Below are 18,091 nucleotides of genomic sequence, written 5' to 3' on the forward strand. Positions count from 1 at the left end.
TTTAAGCATCATCGCTTGATCACACCGTGGTTTTCATAGGCCTTCAGCAGTGTCTCGGTAAAATCTGCGGTGTCTGAAGTCATGTGCCCCAAGTCCGGCCAAGCAAATGGTTCTGTGAACAAAGAAACTTCTTGCGCAACTTCCAGTCCCAGCTTTTTTGCGACAGCCAATGCTGAATTTGGCTCCTTGTCTTCAGGCCACAACATCTCGTCAAATGTGATCCAGACCTCTTCTCCATCTAAGAGGCTAATGTCTGCTCGCATCGCGCCTAGCCGTTCGTTGACTGATGCCGCATCCTCGAGCAACGCACACCGGATCAATGTCGAGACGGTTTCCTCGTTCAAGTGAAGGGTCAGCCTAGGTTCCACAATCCGCACCTCCGGGTTCTCTCGCTCAGCCGCCTCAGGCGTTTCCACCGGCTCCCCCGGAAACTGACCATCAACCGGCTCAGCATGGATATTGAGAGGGTGCGTCCCGCAGTTAGGGCAATGCCAATAGTTCTTAGCCAATTGTGAACCTGTAATCTGTGCATCACAGCTGTGACAGTACCAAGTTGAGGCCTCTCTCCCTCGTAGGGGATGGCGCGCAATGCCGTCGATATCTGCTTTTGTCGATCTACGCGGCCAATCGACTGCCATCTGAGCGCGGATCCGTTTGCTACGGTCTTCTGCAATCTCAATGAGTTCAGCTAGGAAGCGTGGATCTTTGACTGGGCTGGTTTCTGCGTGGCGTTTATCAATTTCAACAATAGGTGCTTTGAGGGGAGCTTCCGGAATGCACAACTCCCACCCATTCCCCGAGACGATAACATCCCCGAGGTAGCTTCCAATCTGAAATTGATGACCGCAAAGCTCTCCGTTTTCCGGTTCTGGTTCGTGGTAGTGCGAGGCGTCATTTCTTGCATCCGTTTTGGCACCTGCTTTGCGCACGAATTCTTCGACCTGAGCGAGCGCTTCTTCACTCGGCTGCCAATCTTCCTTCACCGCATCGGTAAGAGATTTCCAGTGAGCGAAGCCAAACTCCATGGCCAGGATGTTCAAAGCGTCAGTGTGTGCCATTGCAGTCGCTCGCGCATACCGCTTGCCCAAAGTTTTCATTTTTTTGATCTGATAGTGTTCCATGTGTCATCTCCAATAGGATCTGACTAGGTGCCCGCTGCTAATCATCCCGCGCAACTTGCGCAGTGTGTCAATTCAAAGCTTAATACGCTGCTTAGCTTTGCATGGCGGGCACACCGGCCTGCGTGAAGGCCAAACTCTGGATATGAACTTCAAACGATTTGGTCAAGTGGCCCGTTGCAGACTTTCGGTAGAGTGCTTAGTGCTGTGGCTTCTCGTGAGCGGACGTTATTGGGCCGCCATCGAAGGGAAACGGGTTCGGATGCAGCTAACGTCGCTTCAAAGTGTATGAGTGCAAATCCGCGCCCACGAAGTATCGCAAAGGGGTTTGAGTTGTTAGACATTAATGCCTTGGCTGGGACAAACTGGAATTACGATTTTCACGAGTTATGCAATTTTGGCAAAGACTTGAAAACAGGTCGACCTGGACTGGCGGATTACGCGAATAGAACCAAACCATTGTTTGCAAAATTGGCTGATCGTTGGTCGCCAGAGTTGCACGCCGAATGGTTACAGCGGCACTACCTTTGCCTAAAACTTGTTATGGGGGCGACACTACAGTTTGGCACAGCGGAAAATGCATATCGTCACAACCTTCAGATGGCCGTCCCATATCTATCCTATTACGGAATGTTCAATGCGATCCGAGCGAATATATTGAGTTCCCCAAGATCTGGATGGGGAAAAAATAGCCTCACGATCGGTCATGAAAAAGCAATTGAGGCATATAAGAACGAAATTTCACTTCTTCTTTCTCCTGACGAAGTCGAAGCAGAAATCAGTTTGTTTGTTAAAGCCAAACGCGGCAGGGAACTGTTCTCTTATCGTTTTCCAAGTAAGGGTGCTCCGGGTCGCGGCGGTTTCTTTATTTATCCAGATGAAGCTGAACGTTTTGCTAGGGTTGCTGCTGAGCTGGCTTTGTTTAACTCGTTCTGCCTGGGCGCAGCCATCGAAAGAAAATTTGGTAAGTACGGAGAGTGGGACGGCTACCTAGTCGACGACCGAGAACTTTCCCAAATGTGGGAGCATGCTCTGAAAGGGTCTCTGGGCGATGATGATTACATTCACGTCGATTCCGCGGACGAACACAGGGTCAAGAAAATCGCTCGATCGCTTCGCCAACCATTGCCATTTGTCTGGATGATAGGAGAAGGCGGCGTGGAAGACTTTTTTGAAGCACATGGCCCTACCGAGGATGCCGAAGATGCGTTCGACCCTGACGAGCACTGGGACAGGCTTCTCGAACTACCCTAGCTGACCACCAGTTCTACTCACGGCCCTGTACGACATTCAATACCCACATTTTTTTGGAGAGCAGCGTCGCCAAACCGGTCATTTCGGAACAGCAGACATCCGAAGCACTCCAACCGTAGCCTTAAAGGATACTTGGCTCAGCTCTTGCTGAGGAACCATATTGGCAGCCTGCTTGACCTGCTCCCACAACTACAAGTTACATAGCGCAACGTGATATCTGTTCGACCACATTTTGAAAGTGCAGCGTATGGCAAGTTCACCATTTGACCTTCTGGCAGCTCAGGAAGCCATGCAAGCAGCAAGTCAAAAAGGCGTAAATAAATTTGCGAAACAGCTTGTTGGCTTTGATCGAGGTGTCGCAGCACAGGCCATTGGCGGTCTCATGCTTCTTCCAGCCTTGCAGGCTTCCACATACAGGTTGGAAATGCTTGCCCACGCTGTGGTGTCAACTTGCGCTGGGGACAAGGCACCTCGTCAACGTGACTTGTCGGAGTGGCTTGCGGCGTCAGGTAAAGCGGTCGGCCACCATGAAGATCCTGCCGAAGATGTCTTCTTGGGACGTGTCACTTACGACGGCGAGAACTACCGCGTTTTAGAAGGGCTGAGCGAGGGCGGATGCTTCCACCTCCAAGTTTTGCTGAAAATCGTCGAAAACATGCCAGCAAAGTTCCGGGAACTAAAGGATGCGTGTCAGGCATGCCTGACTCTTTCGGAGCAAATGTGCGAACGTGTTGGACTTGTCGGCTTCGAGGTTGGCGCCGAAGATCCCATACGGACGCGCGTCCCGCCGACAGACCTTCCTCCAGTCCGGACACTATCGAGTTGGGTCACATTCTCGAAGGCGGAACTTAGTGCATTGGGCATTACAACGGAGGCCTTGAGCAGTTTTGTGCTGGCCCCTGAGTTTTTCGATGTGTTGGAGGCGTACGCAGGAGATAGCGCTCTTTTTCGCAAGCCGGTCCTTTGCCTCGGTGAACATATCGTCGTAGCGCTCCCTACAGCAATTGGACCGGCGATCCGCAGCATTGTGATAGATTTTTGTCGGTCACTTGGGCCTGCTGGAGAGCAGCTTTTCCGGATGCAACACCTCTCGATAATCGCAAATCAAATGCTTGAAACACCCATGATCGATAGTATCGGGATGAGTCCATCGCCCTTGACGCTTGATCCAGTTGTCCCGAGCCCACCCGTCGAAATTGATCCGGGATATTGGGTGCAAGTCGTTATCGTTGCTGACGATCTCTCAGGTTTCGAACAGGACGGACTGATGGGAACTTCGCAAAATGGCGCAAAAGCACAAATTGAGCTGGAGGAGGCGATCCAGTCTGCACGCGAGCGATGCGAAGGGTCCGCGAATTTCAAGGCGGGCCTGACCTTTGTCATCTTCTGTGGCTTTGGGCGCGGTCAAATGGTGGGGCTGCCTGATCGCAGTGACGGTTGGTTTGTAGAAGCTGCAAGCGCATACGACGCCGAAGTGCTTGGTTGGCGTACAGACTTTTCCATATTCGACCTGTTGCGCTTTTCAATGGCCGAGCTTGACCTCAATTCCAAGGGGTTTGAAATGCCCCACGTGAATGGGCTTCTCGCGCAGGTCGGGGATACTATTAGGAATGGCGGCCACCTAATACCGCACAGCGACCTGCCTGACGGGATGCCTGGTGGACTGATCATGGGTCGAACGAACGGGCAGCTTCAAATAAGAGTGGAGCATCATCAACGCCATGATCGGCGCATTGTGTGCACGCCTGACGGTGAATTCGTGGCAATGCAAAAAGAAGGCACTGGAGCACGCTCTCCAGGGGGCGTGAGCCACCTCTACGTGTCAATGGATGACGCACGAAATAGACGGTTTCGTGCGGTCTGGATTCAGTCTCAAAGAACTTGGTGGGTTGAGACCCGTCCGCGGTCGAAAAATGTCATCTCTCCCTGCTACAGAAGCTTTGAAGCACTTCGGACCTGGATCCAGAGAATAGCCCCCGTACTTGATGAAGCCATTCCAGAATTGCCAGATTTCCTTTTGTGGGACATGAAAATCGATCCGCAGCCGCCGACTCCCTCTGCCGATCTTGTCCCGGCGGGCGCGGACGACATCAGGGCATCAATCGACTTGCAGTGCCCTTCTCCGGGAGTAATTACAACGACTGTAGCACCTGAGTTTTGGTTGGGCTTGTCCAATGACAGTAATATCGCGGAAGCTACTTTGGTTGAGGCATTCTTGCTCGGCGCACTGCGCCTTACCGGTAGGGAAGAGAGTGAATTGGCATCGATCAAGGGAAGGATCGTGTCATCGCCTCGTGCCCGGCAATTGCATGCATTCGCTCCACAAGATTTCCGCGATCACATGCGCGATACATTCGATCGGCGCGTCGTGGAAATTAGTTCGATACAAGATGCCGCAATTCGGATCGGGCTCGGTTGGAGCGGTGTCGAGCGCCCCGGGGGCCGAGTCTACGGCGTAGACGCCTGTACGGATGCTTTGAACAAAATCACGGCGGCCGCGGAGGACGATCTTTGTGAAGACCTGTCCCTTTTTAGTCGGCAGGGTTTAATCGAAGCAGCAATCAGAAACCACGAGGCGGCAGCAATTGATGCACGGCGTTGGAGGAAGACCTCCGGCGCAATCATTGCATTGTCCGACAACGAGAGCGCAGTGCGGTCTGAAATCGCGGAGACCCTGTTTGGCTTAAACGGGGTGTCGTTGGCCTGCCGCCTACTCATCGAGATCGGTCTTCACCATTGCCCCGAAAAAGGTGGATTGGAGGTGGGCGATATCGACCTGTCGCGGCTTATGGCGAGGGTGATGATGATCGTACATCTTGGCGGGTATTCGGACGCCATCCAGTATGGAGCAATGAAGCCAGAGCTACGTATCTCTCCTGCGGGAGAGGTTCAGATCGACATCACCTTCTTTGATCGGATCATGGAGCCGGTCGGCAGAGCTTTCACCGATCGGCAGGTTGATCGAGAGCGAATGTCCTATAGCGTTTCCCTTCGAGAACCTGAACTTGCAGATGAGAGTCAACACGGGAAGGTAGACACGGATTTCGAGATGGCTTGGGCAGAAGAGTTCGGCGCAAGTTTCTGGGCGTATCGATCAACTATGGATGAACTTGAGAAGCTCTGTGCGCAACAAGAGAAATCGTGGATTATCTTGCCCAGATCCGAATTGATTGCCCTCCTCGATACAGAGGAGGCTCCCAAGGTATTGGAAATGCTCGAGAGCGTGCCGCGAGAACGTTGGAAATCGGTGCCGCAAGGCTACGATGACGCAGATCGGCAGCCATGGCGTTTCAAGCGTCGACTTTCTATTGCGAGACGACCTATTGTGAGGCTCGGAATGGACGCTGATGCAAACGTGCTCGTGGCACCTGGTATGGTCAGAGAAAGCCTATCGGCAACCGTCCACAACATGTATGAAGGTTCCTATGAGCCGTTTCGGCTCGCCTCGCGCAAGATGCGCCGTTGGGCCGACAAAGTTTCAAACGCGAACGGAACGGACTTTGAGGAGGAGGTCGCATCAAAGCTTACGGACCTCGGTTGGTCCGTCAGACGAGGTATCAAGTTCGGCGAAATCCTTGGACGTCACCCAGACGAAGATCCCGGAGACATCGATGTGCTTGCATGGAATAAGGCAGGTTGCATAATGCTTCTAGAATGCAAGCACCTCCAGTTCGCCAAAACAGCAAGCGAGATTGCAAAGCAACTCTCCAAGTTCAGAGGTGAGGTCGATGAGAAGGGCAGGCCCGATCGCCTTGCAAAACACTTGAGACGTTGGACGTTAGCTCGGCAAAACACTGAAACATTTTCGAAATTCACTAGTCTGAAGGATCCGAAAATCGAAGCTGGCTTAGTATTCTCTAACACCGTGCCCATGCAGTTCGCCGTTGATCGTATGCGCGAGCAGTTATGGACGGGAACGATTGAGCAGCTTGGTGCGCTTTCGGATCGGTCGAATTAGCAGCGTGCTGCAAATTGGCTATTCCAGAGAGGCTCCTGCGTATGGGCGTGCGACACAAGATACGATTTGTATCCTGCTCTCTGTAGAGTCCCCATTCGACCAATAGTCAAATTAGTGCCGACCGAATCCGGCATTTTCTGAATTTCATCTTCGGTAGTGGATCTGGCATGCGTTCACGACTGCGGCGAACTTCCGGAAACCGCCCAACTCCAACCGACTAGCTACGGCAAAGCAAACGGCCAGTGACTGAAGAAAATCGGCTCTTCCATAGCACCTAATGGGTGAGCCTTTGGTTGAGTTCCCGCGCATCTAACTCTCGTTCAGCCGCTTCTCGGCTTCTTTCGCTAGTTTCCAGCTGGTTTTTAATCCCGACTGAAGCGTGTCGTAGTTCTGCTCCTCGCGCAGCAAGTCGGCTAATGTGGTGACGGACGTGAGATGTGATTTCATCAATAGCGCCACGCAATGCGCCAAGCCATTCACCTTGCTTTCGATCCTGCTGGTCGAGCGCTTCTCCAAGGCGTGCAATTCCTTGGCTGAGCTCTCGCAAGCCGTTACCAAGCGTTCCACGGATGCGAGCAATTCGCGCTCCAATGCTGTCAGGTGCTGCGTCATCTAGGGCTCCTTGATTTCGATGCAGATAATCGGCGTTTGCGCCATCGTGCAGGTTTTCAATTCGGTCCGGTCGGGGTCCAATGTCACCCATGTCAGCCCAGCCTGTTCGATCCGAGTCAGACCCAGCCCCGTCAGCTCCGAGCGTGTTGTCAAAGCTGTCCAAATCCAACCCGCCATCAGCACTGTCGCGATCCAGGCTGCGACCATCCCCACGATCACCCAAGGTGAGATCGTCAGCAAGCGCCGTATCGTCTCGCTCCGCCTCTCCAACTCGCTCTTGCTGTCGCTGAGAAAGAACCTGATATCGGTCTCGATTGTATGCAACGCGCTGGTCGCAATGCTGCTGAAATCGCTTCTGAAGCTCTCCAGCTGAGATGCCATCAAGGCGGCGTGGTCGTTCCGGATCGTCTCCAGGTCCGCATTCAATTTCTCGGCGAGGCGGTTCGGCTTGCCAGTCGTCATGGAAAATCTCTCCTTTCAAACGCCAGCGCTCACCGGTGTCGGGGTCTTTGGCGGTGATGTAGTTTTTGCTGGTGCGGGGGATCTCGAAGCCCGCGTCGGCCAAAGCATCGATCATGCTGGCGCGGTCAGTGATAATGCCGACGCTGATCTGATCGAGGATCCAATCGTGTAGCGCTTCGCGACCTTGCGCGCGCGTCGGCGCTTCAATCGTCGCCCTCAATTCACGGGCGCGTTCTGGCTCCAAAGGGTCTGCCCAACCGTGCGTCTTGTTCATCAGATCGCGCAGGCTGGAAAAGGCGTTCTCATGTCCTGGCGGCGCGATGTTCAGCGCCTTGCCGGTGCTGAGCTCAAGGCGTGGCGTGCAGAAGTGCAGCTCGACATTGCCCTCATGCGAGTGGCGCACCCAGAGACAATCGTATTGATCCCTGTCCAGCCCAGCAAAGGCCAGAGCCTCAAATAGCTCAATGGCCTCTTGCTGGGCGTCGGGACTGGGATCATCGCTTTCAGCAAAGCTGATGACGCCTGCCGTGTAGCTCCACTTGTTGGGGCTCGCGTCGATCAGGTTGCGGGTTTGGTCGGGGTTGCCGTGCAGTACCTCGGGCACCGGGTCGCGGATCTTGGTTTGCGGCTGGCCGGTGTCGTCGCGGATTAGATTGCGGTTCTCGTCGTAGGCCAGAACTTCACGCGCTGTCAGGTAGTCGACGGGGGCCGCTCCGCCGCCCGTACCGGTGGAGAAGAACGAGATGATCATGTGTCGCTGCCTCCTGTGTGTGCCGTTGCGATCTGCGCCATTTGCCGTTCGATGACCACCAGTTGCGTCGCGACCTTGAGCGCATCGATCTGGCTCGCGCGGCCGGATTTGACCGCGCCGTTGATCCAGCGGGAGAGCTGATTGAGGTTGCCGCCGACACGGGCAATCGCAAAGGTCAGCTTCGGGTCAACACGCGGCACGGGCTTGCGTCGACGTGCCTCGGCCAGTCCCAGGGCTTCGCGCATCAGCGTGGCATTGGGCAGGCCAGCGGCGCGCGCTTTGGCCACAAGCGCTGCCTTCTCCGACGGCGTGCATCGAAAGATCACGCTCTCGGAAAGGCTCTCTTTGACACGCGCCTCGCGCGTCTGGTTGGGGTTTGAAGGGGAGGCTTGCCGCCCCTCACAAGTCCCGCCGATGTAATCGGTGGGTAACCTTGCTCTCTGCTCTTTGTGGGGATCAGTTGCGTTCATGCTCTGAGCCCCGCCGCCTCGATTTCGGCTGGGCTGACTAGGTTTGCAGCCAGCAAAGCGGTCACTTGGCCGGGTGTAATGTGGCGGCACAGTGGATGTTTGCCTGTGACCCAGTCGGCCAAACCTTTCAGCAATTCCACCTCTTTGGCTTTGCCTGCTTCTCGTGCCTCCTCAACGTCGTGGAGGTATTTCAGCCAACGGCCAGAGGTGAACCAGTTGTCGGAGAAGCACACCTTGGATCGGGTGAACCCTTTGCTCTCGGTGGCGTAGGCACGCACGGCTTCCTCAAGGTCTTTGGCGTCCACGCCGTCGGCCAGCGCTTGGCGGATTTGTGAGAGGCAAACCGCCTTGCCGCGAATGCGATCTTCGGGATAAGCGGACAAAATCTTTTCTGATATCTCATCCTCCACCGCCGCATTCGCGTGCGAAGGATTTGGTTTTTGATATGGTTTATATCTGTTCTTATAGGATTTGCCCTCTGGGGCAGATGGCTTGTCCTCAGGGGCAAATGCATCATTTTCCCTTTCGGTCGCATCGATTTGCCTATTTGGGCAAATGGAGTTGCCCAGGGCATACCAACAGGTCCGATCATAACGATCATCGCTGAAATTACCCTTGATGATCAGCTCCGCGCTGACCAGCTTTTCGAGCGCCGTGCGGATCTGCTTCTCGCTCAGATAGGGGAAAAGCTCGCCAAAGGCCGAGATCGAATTGTAGGTCCAATACCGCCCGTCGCAAAGATTGCGGCGATTGGCTTGGTTCTTCTCGATCCAGAAGGTGATGTTCTGGAAGATCACCGCTGCATTGAGACCGACACGTCCGGCGATTTCGGGATCAAAGCTATGGCGGCTCATGACTGACCCCCAAAATACGCACAAACGTGCGAATTTTGTACAGGTTTTGTACGAGAAATCGGCCGTTTCAGCCGATTTCGGCCTGAAAGCTGTCGGGACTTTTTGCACGCTTCCGCACAACGTCCTGTAAATAATCCATATTTTTCAGGTGTTTTTGGTGACCCCGGCAGGATTCGAACCTGCAACCTGCCCCTTAGGAGGGGGCTGCTCTATCCAGTTGAGCCACGGGGCCACTCAGCCTGTATGGCGTTTTTCTCGACAGGCAGGCAACCCTAAATGCCGCCACAGTTGCGCCTTGGAGAGTGCCGAGTTTAGCGCTATCATACCTCACACTCAAAAGTTGACGAGATATACATTGGCCGAACGCTCCAGCCCAGAATACCGCCACCAGCTTACTCTTCGGGACGTTTCAGAGGCGTCTGGGGTTAGCGAAATGACCGTCAGCCGCGTGTTGCGCAACCGCGGAGAGGTGTCTGACAAGACTCGAGAAAAGGTCCTGCTTGCCGCTCGCCAACTTGGCTACGTTCCCAACAAAATAGCCGGAGCCTTGGCCTCGAACCGGGTGAACTTGGTTGGCGTTATTATCCCCTCACTGTCGAACATGGTATTTCCCGAGGTAATGATGGGAATATCAAAGGTTCTTGACGAGACGCCCTTGCAACCCGTGGTTGGTGTCACGGATTATCTTCCCGAAAAGGAAGAGAAGGTCATTTTCGAAATGCTATCATGGCGCCCCTCTGGCCTGATCGTAGCCGGGTTGGAGCACACGGATGCCGCCCGCCGCATGATGGAAAACGCCGGTGTGCCTATTGTGGAAATCATGGATGTGGACGGCCCGGCCGTTGACGCGTCGGTGGGCATTTCTCACACGCGCGCAGGCCGCGAAACGGCGAAAGAAATTCTGAAACGTGGATACCGGAATATCGGCTTTCTTGGCACCAAAATGCCGCTCGACCACCGCGCCCGCAAGCGTTTCGAAGGTTTCGAGGCTGTTCTGCGTGAAAACGGACTTAGCCTTGCGGCCGAAGAATACTATTCTGGCGGCTCGGCCTTGGGCAAAGGGCGCGAGATGACCGCAAACATCCTTGAGAAGAAAAAGGATTTGGATTTCCTATACTACTCCAACGACATGATCGGAGCGGGAGGGTTGCTCTACTGTCTTGAGGCGGGAATTGACGTGCCCGGAAGATTGGGGCTGGCAGGGTTCAATGGGGTGGAGCTGATAGATGGATTGCCTCGCAGGTTGGCAACGATGGATAGTTGCCGTGTCGAAATCGGGACGGCCGCAGCTCAGATCATTGCAAACGAAGCAGATGGGTCAGGCGACGCAAGCATCGAGAAAAGAATAGAGCTATCTCCGGTGTTTGCGCCTGGCGACACACTGCGCCCAGTCGCCTAGCCTCTCTGACCCACTTCCAGTTTCTTGTTGTGGGAGCGCCGCGAGAGCTCACAATTCAACGTCGCTCCAAGCAACACCACCCACGCGCTGATATAAAACCACATCAGCAACGCCACGACCGCGCCGATTGACCCGTATACCTCGTTGTACTTGCCAAAATTGGCCAGATATTGAGAGAAAGCCCATGACGCGGCGCCCCAGATAACAAGGGCGACCAACGCACCAGGCGAAACCCAGCTTGCCTTGAGATGTGCCGTTTTATGATTGGGGCCGAAACGGTAGATCAGCCCCAAACCAAGGATCACGGCCAAGATTACCACGACCCAGCGCAGCGTTTCGAAAGTATCTTCGGCATACTCTCCCAAAGGCAACAATGCCAATGCGATGGGGAACACCACGATGCCCGTAAGGGCGATCAATGACATTGCGATGAGGCAAATCGTTAGCAGCAGGGCTGCAAAGGCACGTCTTATTCCTGTACGGTGAGGCGCCGAATACACAGCATTAAGACCCCTGATCAAAGCAGACACTCCGGCACGCGTAGACCAAAGGGCCGCTCCCAGAGAAATCATTGTTGTGTAGCCCAATGTCGAGTCGTTTGCGTTAATCAACGCGTCAACTTGCGCCTCGAACAGCCTGAACGCGTCACCCGGGATGAACCTGCGCAACAGCGTCACCTGATCGTCGATTAGCGCAGGGTCAGAGAATACCCCCCACAAAGCGATGACCGCCGCTAGGGCGGGAAATATTGCCAGCATAGCGTAGAAGGCCACACCTGCCGAAATCAGGCTCAGGTTGCGCGCGTCCATGGCTGTCAGAACTTTGCTGACGAACATGTAGAACGACATCAGGTAGCGTAGTGCTGTCACGATCAGCGGGCCGGTTTTGGACCCGCGAAATACCAGATCAGAAAGCCGATAATTGGCAAGAATAGGACCAACGCGATCCACAGAGCTTTTTGCGCCGTCTCGACTTTTGAGTTGAAAATCGACGCAATGGCCCAAATATCGAGCGCGAAAATTATGAGGGCAAACAGAGGGTTAAGGCCCATAGGAGGCTCCTTTTGCGTTACAATGCTCTCTCAAAGGTAAGCAACTACGCCCCGAATACCAAGCACCGCGTTGTGCTTAGCTTTCATATCCTTGCCGCCCGATGGACGCATAGGCCGCGAAGCCAGCCCGTTTTGCGTCTTTTGCCGAGTAGATGTTGCGCAAATCGGCCATCCGGGCGTTCGACATCCTCTTCGCTAGCTTTTTAAGATCAAGAGCACGGAATTCATTCCATTCGGTGAGGATCACCACCGCGTCAGCGTTTTGGGCCGCCTTGTATGGATCCTCAGCCCACTGCACACCTGGTAGCAACGCCTCCCCCTCGCGGAAGCCTTGCGGATCAACCACGCGAACCTTGGCACCGCCACCGACCAAGGCCGGTACAATAGTTAGGGATGGTGCGTCGCGCATGTCGTCGGTGTTGGGCTTAAAGGTGACACCAAGAACCGCTATCGTCTTGCCGTTAAACGAGCCCTCGCACAGGTCGCGCAGCTTCTCAATCATACGTGCTTTGACGCCATCATTAACCCGCATCACGGTTTCGGTTATTTGCATCGGAACCGCGTGTTCTTGCCCGATCCGCGCCAGTGCAGACGTATCTTTGGGGAAGCATGAGCCACCATATCCGGGGCCTGCATGCAGAAACTTATTGCCGATCCGGCCATCCATGCCCATGCCGCGAGACACCTGTTTGACGTCTGCGCCGGTTTTTTCGCACAAGGCCGCAATCTCGTTGATGAACGTGATTTTGGTCGCAAGAAATGCGTTCGCGGCGTATTTGATCATCTCCGCGCTTTCCAGATCGGTCGTGATAATCGGGAAATCGCGCAGGTATAGCGGGCGGTAGACTTCGGACATGACCTCAGCAGCGCGATCGCTTTGAACCCCGACGACCACGCGGTCTGGCTTCATAAAGTCGTCAATGGCCGCACCTTCGCGCAGGAATTCCGGGTTAGAGGCCACGTCAAAGTTAAGATCAGGTGCCGCTTTGCGAACCACCTGTTTGACCTGACGGTTGGTCCCCAAGGGCACCGTCGATTTGGTAACAATCACCGTATAGGAATTTCCGGCCGCAGAGCAGGCCTTGGCAATATCCTCGGCAGCGGCATAGACGAACGACAAATCCGCATGACCGTCCCCGCGCCGCGTCGGGGTGCCTACAGCAATAAAGATTGCTTCGGCGTCTTTCACGCCTGCACTCAGATCGGTTGTGAATGACAGGCGGCCAGCCTCTACGTTTTTGGCCATCAAATCATCAAGGCCGGGCTCATAGATTGGAACTTGCCCACTGTTGAGCATTTCGATTTTGGACGGGTCGCGGTCAACGCAGACCACATCATGCCCGAAATCCGAGAAACACACACCGGACACCAGTCCGACATACCCTGTGCCGATCATCGTGATTTTCATACTAACCTCTTAAGCCACTTACACGGACTTGCGGAAATTTTGGGTTCACTGTCAACGAAACGCGTGTCCTAAGACTCGTCCCGTTCGCAAATGCGATCTTTGTACCTCACCTTGCGTCGCCCCTCAGAAGATAGTTTTCACCATGATCCACGCGTCCATGCACAGGTTGCGGTTCTTTTGATACATCAAATCCAGTTGCGCCTTCCGGGGAATGCAGCGTCGTGAGTAAACCGAGTCAGTTTCTCCGGGCGTTTCACACACGGCCAGCAATAGCTCTTCGTGGCGATGAAAGATAATCGACGCCAAACCTGTTATCCCAGGTCGACTTTGTAAAACCCGCCCGTAAATCTCTGGAAAACGCTCCACGTATTCCCGAAGCGGCGGGCGTGGTCCTACGAAGCTGATATCGCCGCGCAGAACATTCCAAAGTTGTGGGATTTCATCCAACCGCAACCGGCGCAGCGTCGCACCCGTTCGGGTGACCCGATGGGCCTTGTTTCCACCAGATACGCCCCCATCCGCATCGGCTATGGTCATCGTGCGGAACTTGACCAGTCGAAAACTCTGCGTCGAGGTCTTCATCCGCTCGGCCAAATAGAAAATGGGGCGACCATCGAGAATGGCCACCACGACTGCGGTCACCAAGATAACCGGCAGCAGTATGGCACCAAGCAACAGCGTCGCCAAAAGATCAAACAGTCGTTTTGAGATGGTCAAGCCAAGACCCCCAGATTGCGCAATTCGGCTACCATATTGTCCGGCGATGCAGCAAGGCTTTGCGCGCCGAGGGTTTGCGCCAGTAATGTGCAATCAAGGGTTATTCGCTGGGTTTGATACCGCTCTACTGGAGCGGGTGACCAAACCCACGGCAAATTTGCAGCTTGAACCAAATCAGCCATTGCGACCGGAGGTTCTGCCGCGCAGTTCAGAACAGGAGGTAAGGCGCCCTCGTGTCTAACCAACTGCTCCAAGCAGCGCGCCAAATGCGCAGGGCCGATATAGGAGCGGAGCGGGCCTTTTTGATCCGGAAATTGGTCCAATTTTATAGGATTGCTGTCTGTCACGTCGCGTGCGCGCCCAAGCAGCGCGTCGGCTCCTGCTACGTTCCCGATCCGCAGACAGCAAACCTCTGGACCGACGGTTGACTGTAGAACCGAACGCTCCATATCGAGTTTCGCCTGACCATATGCGCTTATCGGATCAGGTATATCACTTTCGGATTTGTCTTCTCCCAGCGCATAGACCGCAGATGACGATGCAAGCAAAACTCTTGGGACATCAGCCTGACTTGCCGCGCTGACCACCGCATGCGCCAGCGCAGCAGTCTGCGCCATATCTCCGGAAGTCGAAGGTGTCGCGCCAATCATTGCGACGATTGCCTTTAACCCGCCTTCAGCCTCGTTGAAGCGCAGCAGTGGATCAGGGCCATCTTCTAAAGGCGACCACTGGAGATCGAAGCCTGCACTACGAGATTGGGTTCGCACCGGGTTTTGCGATGGCGACGCCTGCCAATGCCTCACGAGCAGCTGGCTGACCCGACCCTTGGCGCCCATCAACAGAAAGGCCGGTTCTTGTGGAAAATTGTTCAATTGATGCCTTACGAATGTCAGACGACGTCATCCAGACCCGTTTCGGCCACATGAAAACCGTCCACGTTTGCCTTGATGATCGCGCGCAGCGCCGCGGGATCATTTGCGGCAATCGCCGTCCTAATCTGTTTCAGAATCCGTGCCATTTCTATCTGGGACAGCCGACCTTCCTCGGCCCGCATGATCTTTTCATGCGGCGTTGAAAGCATGTTGTTCCCGATCAGAAGCTCTTCATAGAGCTTCTCGCCTGGCCGCAACCCGACAGTTTGAATATCGATGTCGCCATGAGGGTTGTCTTCGTCACGCACGGTTAACCCCGTCAGTTCCACCATCCGCCGTGCAAGGTCACGAATGTTAACAGGCGCTCCCATATCCAGCACGAATACGTCGCCACCGGTTGCATATGCGCCCGCCAAAAGCACCAGTCGGGCTGCTTCCGAGATCGTCATGAAATAGCGGGTGATCTTGTCATGGGTCAGTGTGATCGGACCACCGGCGGCAATCTGGTCTTGAAACAACGGAATGACAGAGCCAGAGGAGCCCAACACATTACCAAAACGGACCATCGCAAATTTCGTGACCTCGGATCGCGTTTGCAAATCCTGAATGGCCAGCTCCGCCAATCGCTTACTTGCGCCCATGATATTGGTCGGACGAACAGCTTTGTCGGTCGAGATAAGAATGAAGCGTTCAACACCCGCCTGCTGCGCGGCTTCTGCGGTTGTCAGCGTTCCGAACAAATTGTTCCGCAAGCCCTCAATCTCGTTTTCCTCAACGAGTGGCACGTGCTTGTAAGCAGCGGCAAACAGAACGATATCAATTTCGGATTCTGCGATGACGTTCGACATCCGATGCCGGTCACAAACCGATCCGAGCCGCGTTACCAACTCGACGCCATGCATGAGTGCAAGCGGCGCCAATTCACGAGAAATCGTGTAGAGTGCATATTCCGAGTGATCCAGCAAAGTTACGCGATGTGGTGCGCGCAAAATGATTTGGCGGCACAGCTCCGACCCGATGGACCCGCCTGCACCTGTGATGAGAACACGGCGCCCCGCATAGGTACGCGCTACTTCCGCCGTTTCCAAATCAACTTTATCACGCCCCAAGAGCCGGTCAGGGGTAACAGGACGAAGGTTCGAAGCAAGACCCGTTCCTTCAACCAACTCACTATACGTGGGCAGGGCATGGACTTCGCATCCTAGCTCTGAAAGCTCTTGCGTCATTCGGCGCATTTTTGGCTCACTTACGGAAGGCATCGCGAGCAAAACGCGTTTTATCCGGCCTTTTTTCACCAGCGCCTCGAGACCCGATCGCGAACATACCTGCATTCCTGAAACTGTCATCGACTGAAACGTCACGTTGTCATCCACGAATGTAATTGGACGCATTTGTAAATCTTGGCGCAGTGCCGCCAGAAGCTGGACGCCTGCTGACCCCGCCCCATAAATGGCGACGGGAATCCGGCCGGATCCATCATTGAGTCTGCGGACGAGAAGATTTCTACCAAGTGTTCTGAGACCAAAATGTAACAGCAAGAAAATTGGACCGGTCAACAGCGCAACCGCGTGCGGAATGTCGAGACCGAACAGATACCTTATTCCCGCAGTCAAGATTGCAACCGAAAGCGCCGCGAAAGCGCCGCGACGCATGTCATGCGCCTCGAATGCCATCAATTTAATACGGTTCAAGCCAATGCGCATGAATACCGGTGTGGCAAGAATTGGGGTTATCAGAAAAAGCGGTAGAGCCGCCCAAATTAATTCGCCTGCGGGCGCGGTATCAAAAAGAAATACAAGCGCTATCATCAAGCTTAGTGGCACTAGAAATACGTCGATAAGAAGCAGGATGTGCCGTTTAATCGGTCTCGGCAGTGTTACTAGAAAATCAAGCATATGAAAAAGCGTCCCCGGCCCCACAGTTCTCGATGAAAGAGACAGGCAGAAAATGTTGCAGGGGTAAGATTAATAGTATCTCCGATAGATCTGAGTCCGCAACCGACATTCCATGAAATTTAAGGGGAAACGGCGACATCTTGCCGCGTATTTGAACATTCATTGTGATTTCACACACTTTTGGCACAAAATAAGGGTGCTTTGCTTGAAGCGCATAAGCCGCGTGTCGCAAGGAAAAGCGGATGAACGCTTGTAAAAATAGCTAGATTCTTTGCCTCAAGCCAAGAGCACTCCAGTGTTTTCCACCCACTATGCACCGATATCCATTTGATCAACGCTATCGCTCAAAGCGTGAGAATAATTAGTTAATAATTGACTAATACGCGGCGTCAGACCCCACGATGCCTTAGCTATCGCATCCAGGTCTGGTAATCGCTGACCAACAGATGTGTGGGGGCCACGTCTTCCTCCACATTAGCAAATCGGCCAATTGGTTCACGGAAAATGTTATCTGTTTCATCATCATTGACCGTAGAGACCTCGCCAATCAGCACATCGCCGCCCTCGCCCCAAAAAGCGTGCCAGTCGCCGGGCATCAGCGTGACACTTTCACCTGGCGCGAGCTTCAGTTTTTCCCCCGCGGCAAACTCTCGCCGGATGCCGTCACAGTATACAGTGCCGCCCCTATCTTCAGCAAACTGCCCGTTATCATTCGACCCGAACAGCTCGACAACCAAAGTCGCACCACCACGGTTAATGATGTCTTCGGCTTTGATCACATGCGTATGCATCGGCGAAAGCTGATCCTGCTTCGAGATCAACAGCTTTTCGGCGTAGCACATACCACCGCCGCGTTGCAGATCCGTCAATCGACCGTTGCGTAAGGTGAACAGGAACAACCCCAACTCATCATAGCGACCCTCGCCGTAGTCTGTGATGTCCCAGCCGCAGCGCGCATCGATGACGTTTTGCGCGTGGCTTTTGTTGCGCTCGAACTCTTCGGGCGTCCAAAACGCGAATGGCGGCAGAACAAAGCCGTGGCGGCGGATCATCTCATCGGCTTCAGCCATAATGCTATTGATTTCAGAGCGTTTCATTTCTGGCTTTCATTGTCTGCAATGGAGATTCAGATACCCATCGCGGTGATACAAGTAAATTGCCGACAGCCCCGCTCAGGACAGTTACCTACAAAAAGCTTGACCCACGACGCGGGTGCCTTCGGTACCAAGTAGCTCATACGATGACGTGACTGCGTCGCGAAAAATACCAA

General features: G+C 54.2%; 14 protein-coding genes and 1 tRNA gene. 3 read left to right on the top strand and 12 right to left on the bottom strand.

Going from position 1 to position 18,091, the window contains the following annotated elements:
• Positions 1 to 8: 8 nt before the first annotated feature.
• The gene (locus tag BCF46_RS10750; protein ID WP_121024049.1) at positions 9 to 1,121 is read right to left on the bottom strand and encodes a hypothetical protein; all 1,113 of its coding nucleotides are present in this window, start codon (positions 1,119 to 1,121) and stop codon (positions 9 to 11) included.
• 330 nt (positions 1,122 to 1,451) lie between these two features.
• Between BCF46_RS10750 and BCF46_RS10755 the strand changes: the two genes are divergently transcribed.
• Positions 1,452 to 2,372: a hypothetical protein gene (locus tag BCF46_RS10755; RefSeq protein ID WP_147435989.1), complete on the top strand. Its 921-nt coding sequence runs from the start codon at positions 1,452 to 1,454 to the stop codon at positions 2,370 to 2,372.
• A 247-nt stretch (positions 2,373 to 2,619) separates the two neighbouring features.
• Positions 2,620 to 6,330: a hypothetical protein gene (locus BCF46_RS10760; protein ID WP_121024053.1), complete on the top strand. Its 3,711-nt coding sequence runs from the start codon at positions 2,620 to 2,622 to the stop codon at positions 6,328 to 6,330.
• A 274-nt stretch (positions 6,331 to 6,604) separates the two neighbouring features.
• On the opposite strand, the gene BCF46_RS10765 is transcribed toward BCF46_RS10760, so the two are convergent.
• From BCF46_RS10765 to BCF46_RS10780, 4 genes are all read right to left on the bottom strand, one after another.
• Complete coding sequence (locus BCF46_RS10765) at positions 6,605 to 8,155, bottom strand: relaxase family protein (RefSeq protein WP_121024055.1); 1,551 nt, start codon at positions 8,153 to 8,155, stop codon at positions 6,605 to 6,607.
• Complete coding sequence (locus BCF46_RS19945) at positions 8,152 to 8,625, bottom strand: MobC family plasmid mobilization relaxosome protein (protein WP_245990003.1); 474 nt, start codon at positions 8,623 to 8,625, stop codon at positions 8,152 to 8,154. The genes BCF46_RS10765 and BCF46_RS19945 overlap by 4 nt, the downstream gene beginning before the upstream one ends.
• Positions 8,622 to 9,479, bottom strand: coding sequence for a hypothetical protein (locus BCF46_RS10775; protein ID WP_121024057.1), 858 nt, complete (start codon positions 9,477 to 9,479; stop codon positions 8,622 to 8,624). The genes BCF46_RS19945 and BCF46_RS10775 overlap by 4 nt, the downstream gene beginning before the upstream one ends.
• A gap of 155 nt (positions 9,480 to 9,634) precedes the next feature.
• Positions 9,635 to 9,711 (bottom strand) — tRNA-Arg (locus BCF46_RS10780).
• Positions 9,712 to 9,819: 108 nt separating this feature from the next.
• Between BCF46_RS10780 and BCF46_RS10785 the strand changes: the two genes are divergently transcribed.
• Positions 9,820 to 10,878, top strand: coding sequence for a LacI family DNA-binding transcriptional regulator (locus tag BCF46_RS10785; protein ID WP_281272093.1), 1,059 nt, complete (start codon positions 9,820 to 9,822; stop codon positions 10,876 to 10,878).
• On the opposite strand, the gene BCF46_RS10790 is transcribed toward BCF46_RS10785, so the two are convergent.
• The 7 genes from BCF46_RS10790 to BCF46_RS10820 form a co-directional block, all read right to left on the bottom strand.
• Positions 10,875 to 11,747, bottom strand: a complete 873-nt coding sequence (locus BCF46_RS10790; protein WP_245990005.1) for a YihY/virulence factor BrkB family protein — start codon at positions 11,745 to 11,747, stop codon at positions 10,875 to 10,877. The genes BCF46_RS10785 and BCF46_RS10790 overlap by 4 nt on opposite strands.
• A gap of 2 nt (positions 11,748 to 11,749) precedes the next feature.
• On the bottom strand, positions 11,750 to 11,929 hold the full coding sequence (locus tag BCF46_RS10795; RefSeq protein WP_121024061.1) for a PLD nuclease N-terminal domain-containing protein: 180 nt from the start codon (positions 11,927 to 11,929) through the stop codon (positions 11,750 to 11,752).
• A 76-nt stretch (positions 11,930 to 12,005) separates the two neighbouring features.
• Entirely contained in the window at positions 12,006 to 13,337 is a 1,332-nt protein-coding gene (locus tag BCF46_RS10800) for a UDP-glucose dehydrogenase family protein (RefSeq protein ID WP_121024063.1), read from the bottom strand.
• 123 nt (positions 13,338 to 13,460) lie between these two features.
• On the bottom strand, positions 13,461 to 14,054 hold the full coding sequence (locus BCF46_RS10805) for a sugar transferase (protein ID WP_121024065.1): 594 nt from the start codon (positions 14,052 to 14,054) through the stop codon (positions 13,461 to 13,463).
• Positions 14,051 to 14,821 carry an NAD-dependent epimerase/dehydratase family protein gene (locus tag BCF46_RS10810; protein WP_170157915.1) on the bottom strand — a complete coding sequence of 257 codons (771 nt, stop codon included), beginning with the start codon at positions 14,819 to 14,821 and terminating at the stop codon, positions 14,051 to 14,053. Before BCF46_RS10810 ends, BCF46_RS10805 begins: the two co-directional genes overlap by 4 nt.
• A gap of 122 nt (positions 14,822 to 14,943) precedes the next feature.
• Positions 14,944 to 16,617 carry a polysaccharide biosynthesis protein gene (locus tag BCF46_RS10815; RefSeq protein WP_245990009.1) on the bottom strand — a complete coding sequence of 558 codons (1,674 nt, stop codon included), beginning with the start codon at positions 16,615 to 16,617 and terminating at the stop codon, positions 14,944 to 14,946.
• A gap of 614 nt (positions 16,618 to 17,231) precedes the next feature.
• A complete protein-coding gene (locus tag BCF46_RS10820; RefSeq protein ID WP_121024071.1) occupies positions 17,232 to 17,918 on the bottom strand; it encodes a D-lyxose/D-mannose family sugar isomerase in 687 nt (228 codons plus the stop codon).
• Positions 17,919 to 18,091 lie beyond the last annotated feature (173 nt).

Origin of the sequence: Litoreibacter meonggei (assembly GCF_003663885.1) — a bacterium.
Taxonomy (GTDB): domain Bacteria; phylum Pseudomonadota; class Alphaproteobacteria; order Rhodobacterales; family Rhodobacteraceae; genus Litoreibacter; species Litoreibacter meonggei.

Coding starts and splice junctions, on each gene's coding strand:
- BCF46_RS10795 (WP_121024061.1), bottom strand. CDS start 11,929: ATGGGCCTTAACCCTCTGTTTGCCCTCATAATTTTCGCGCTCGATATT.
- BCF46_RS10820 (WP_121024071.1), bottom strand. CDS start 17,918: ATGAAACGCTCTGAAATCAATAGCATTATGGCTGAAGCCGATGAGATG.
- BCF46_RS10750 (WP_121024049.1), bottom strand. CDS start 1,121: ATGGAACACTATCAGATCAAAAAAATGAAAACTTTGGGCAAGCGGTAT.
- BCF46_RS10765 (WP_121024055.1), bottom strand. CDS start 8,155: ATGATCATCTCGTTCTTCTCCACCGGTACGGGCGGCGGAGCGGCCCCC.
- BCF46_RS10775 (WP_121024057.1), bottom strand. CDS start 9,479: ATGAGCCGCCATAGCTTTGATCCCGAAATCGCCGGACGTGTCGGTCTC.
- BCF46_RS10800 (WP_121024063.1), bottom strand. CDS start 13,337: ATGAAAATCACGATGATCGGCACAGGGTATGTCGGACTGGTGTCCGGT.
- BCF46_RS10760 (WP_121024053.1), top strand. CDS start 2,620: ATGGCAAGTTCACCATTTGACCTTCTGGCAGCTCAGGAAGCCATGCAA.
- BCF46_RS19945 (WP_245990003.1), bottom strand. CDS start 8,625: ATGAACGCAACTGATCCCCACAAAGAGCAGAGAGCAAGGTTACCCACC.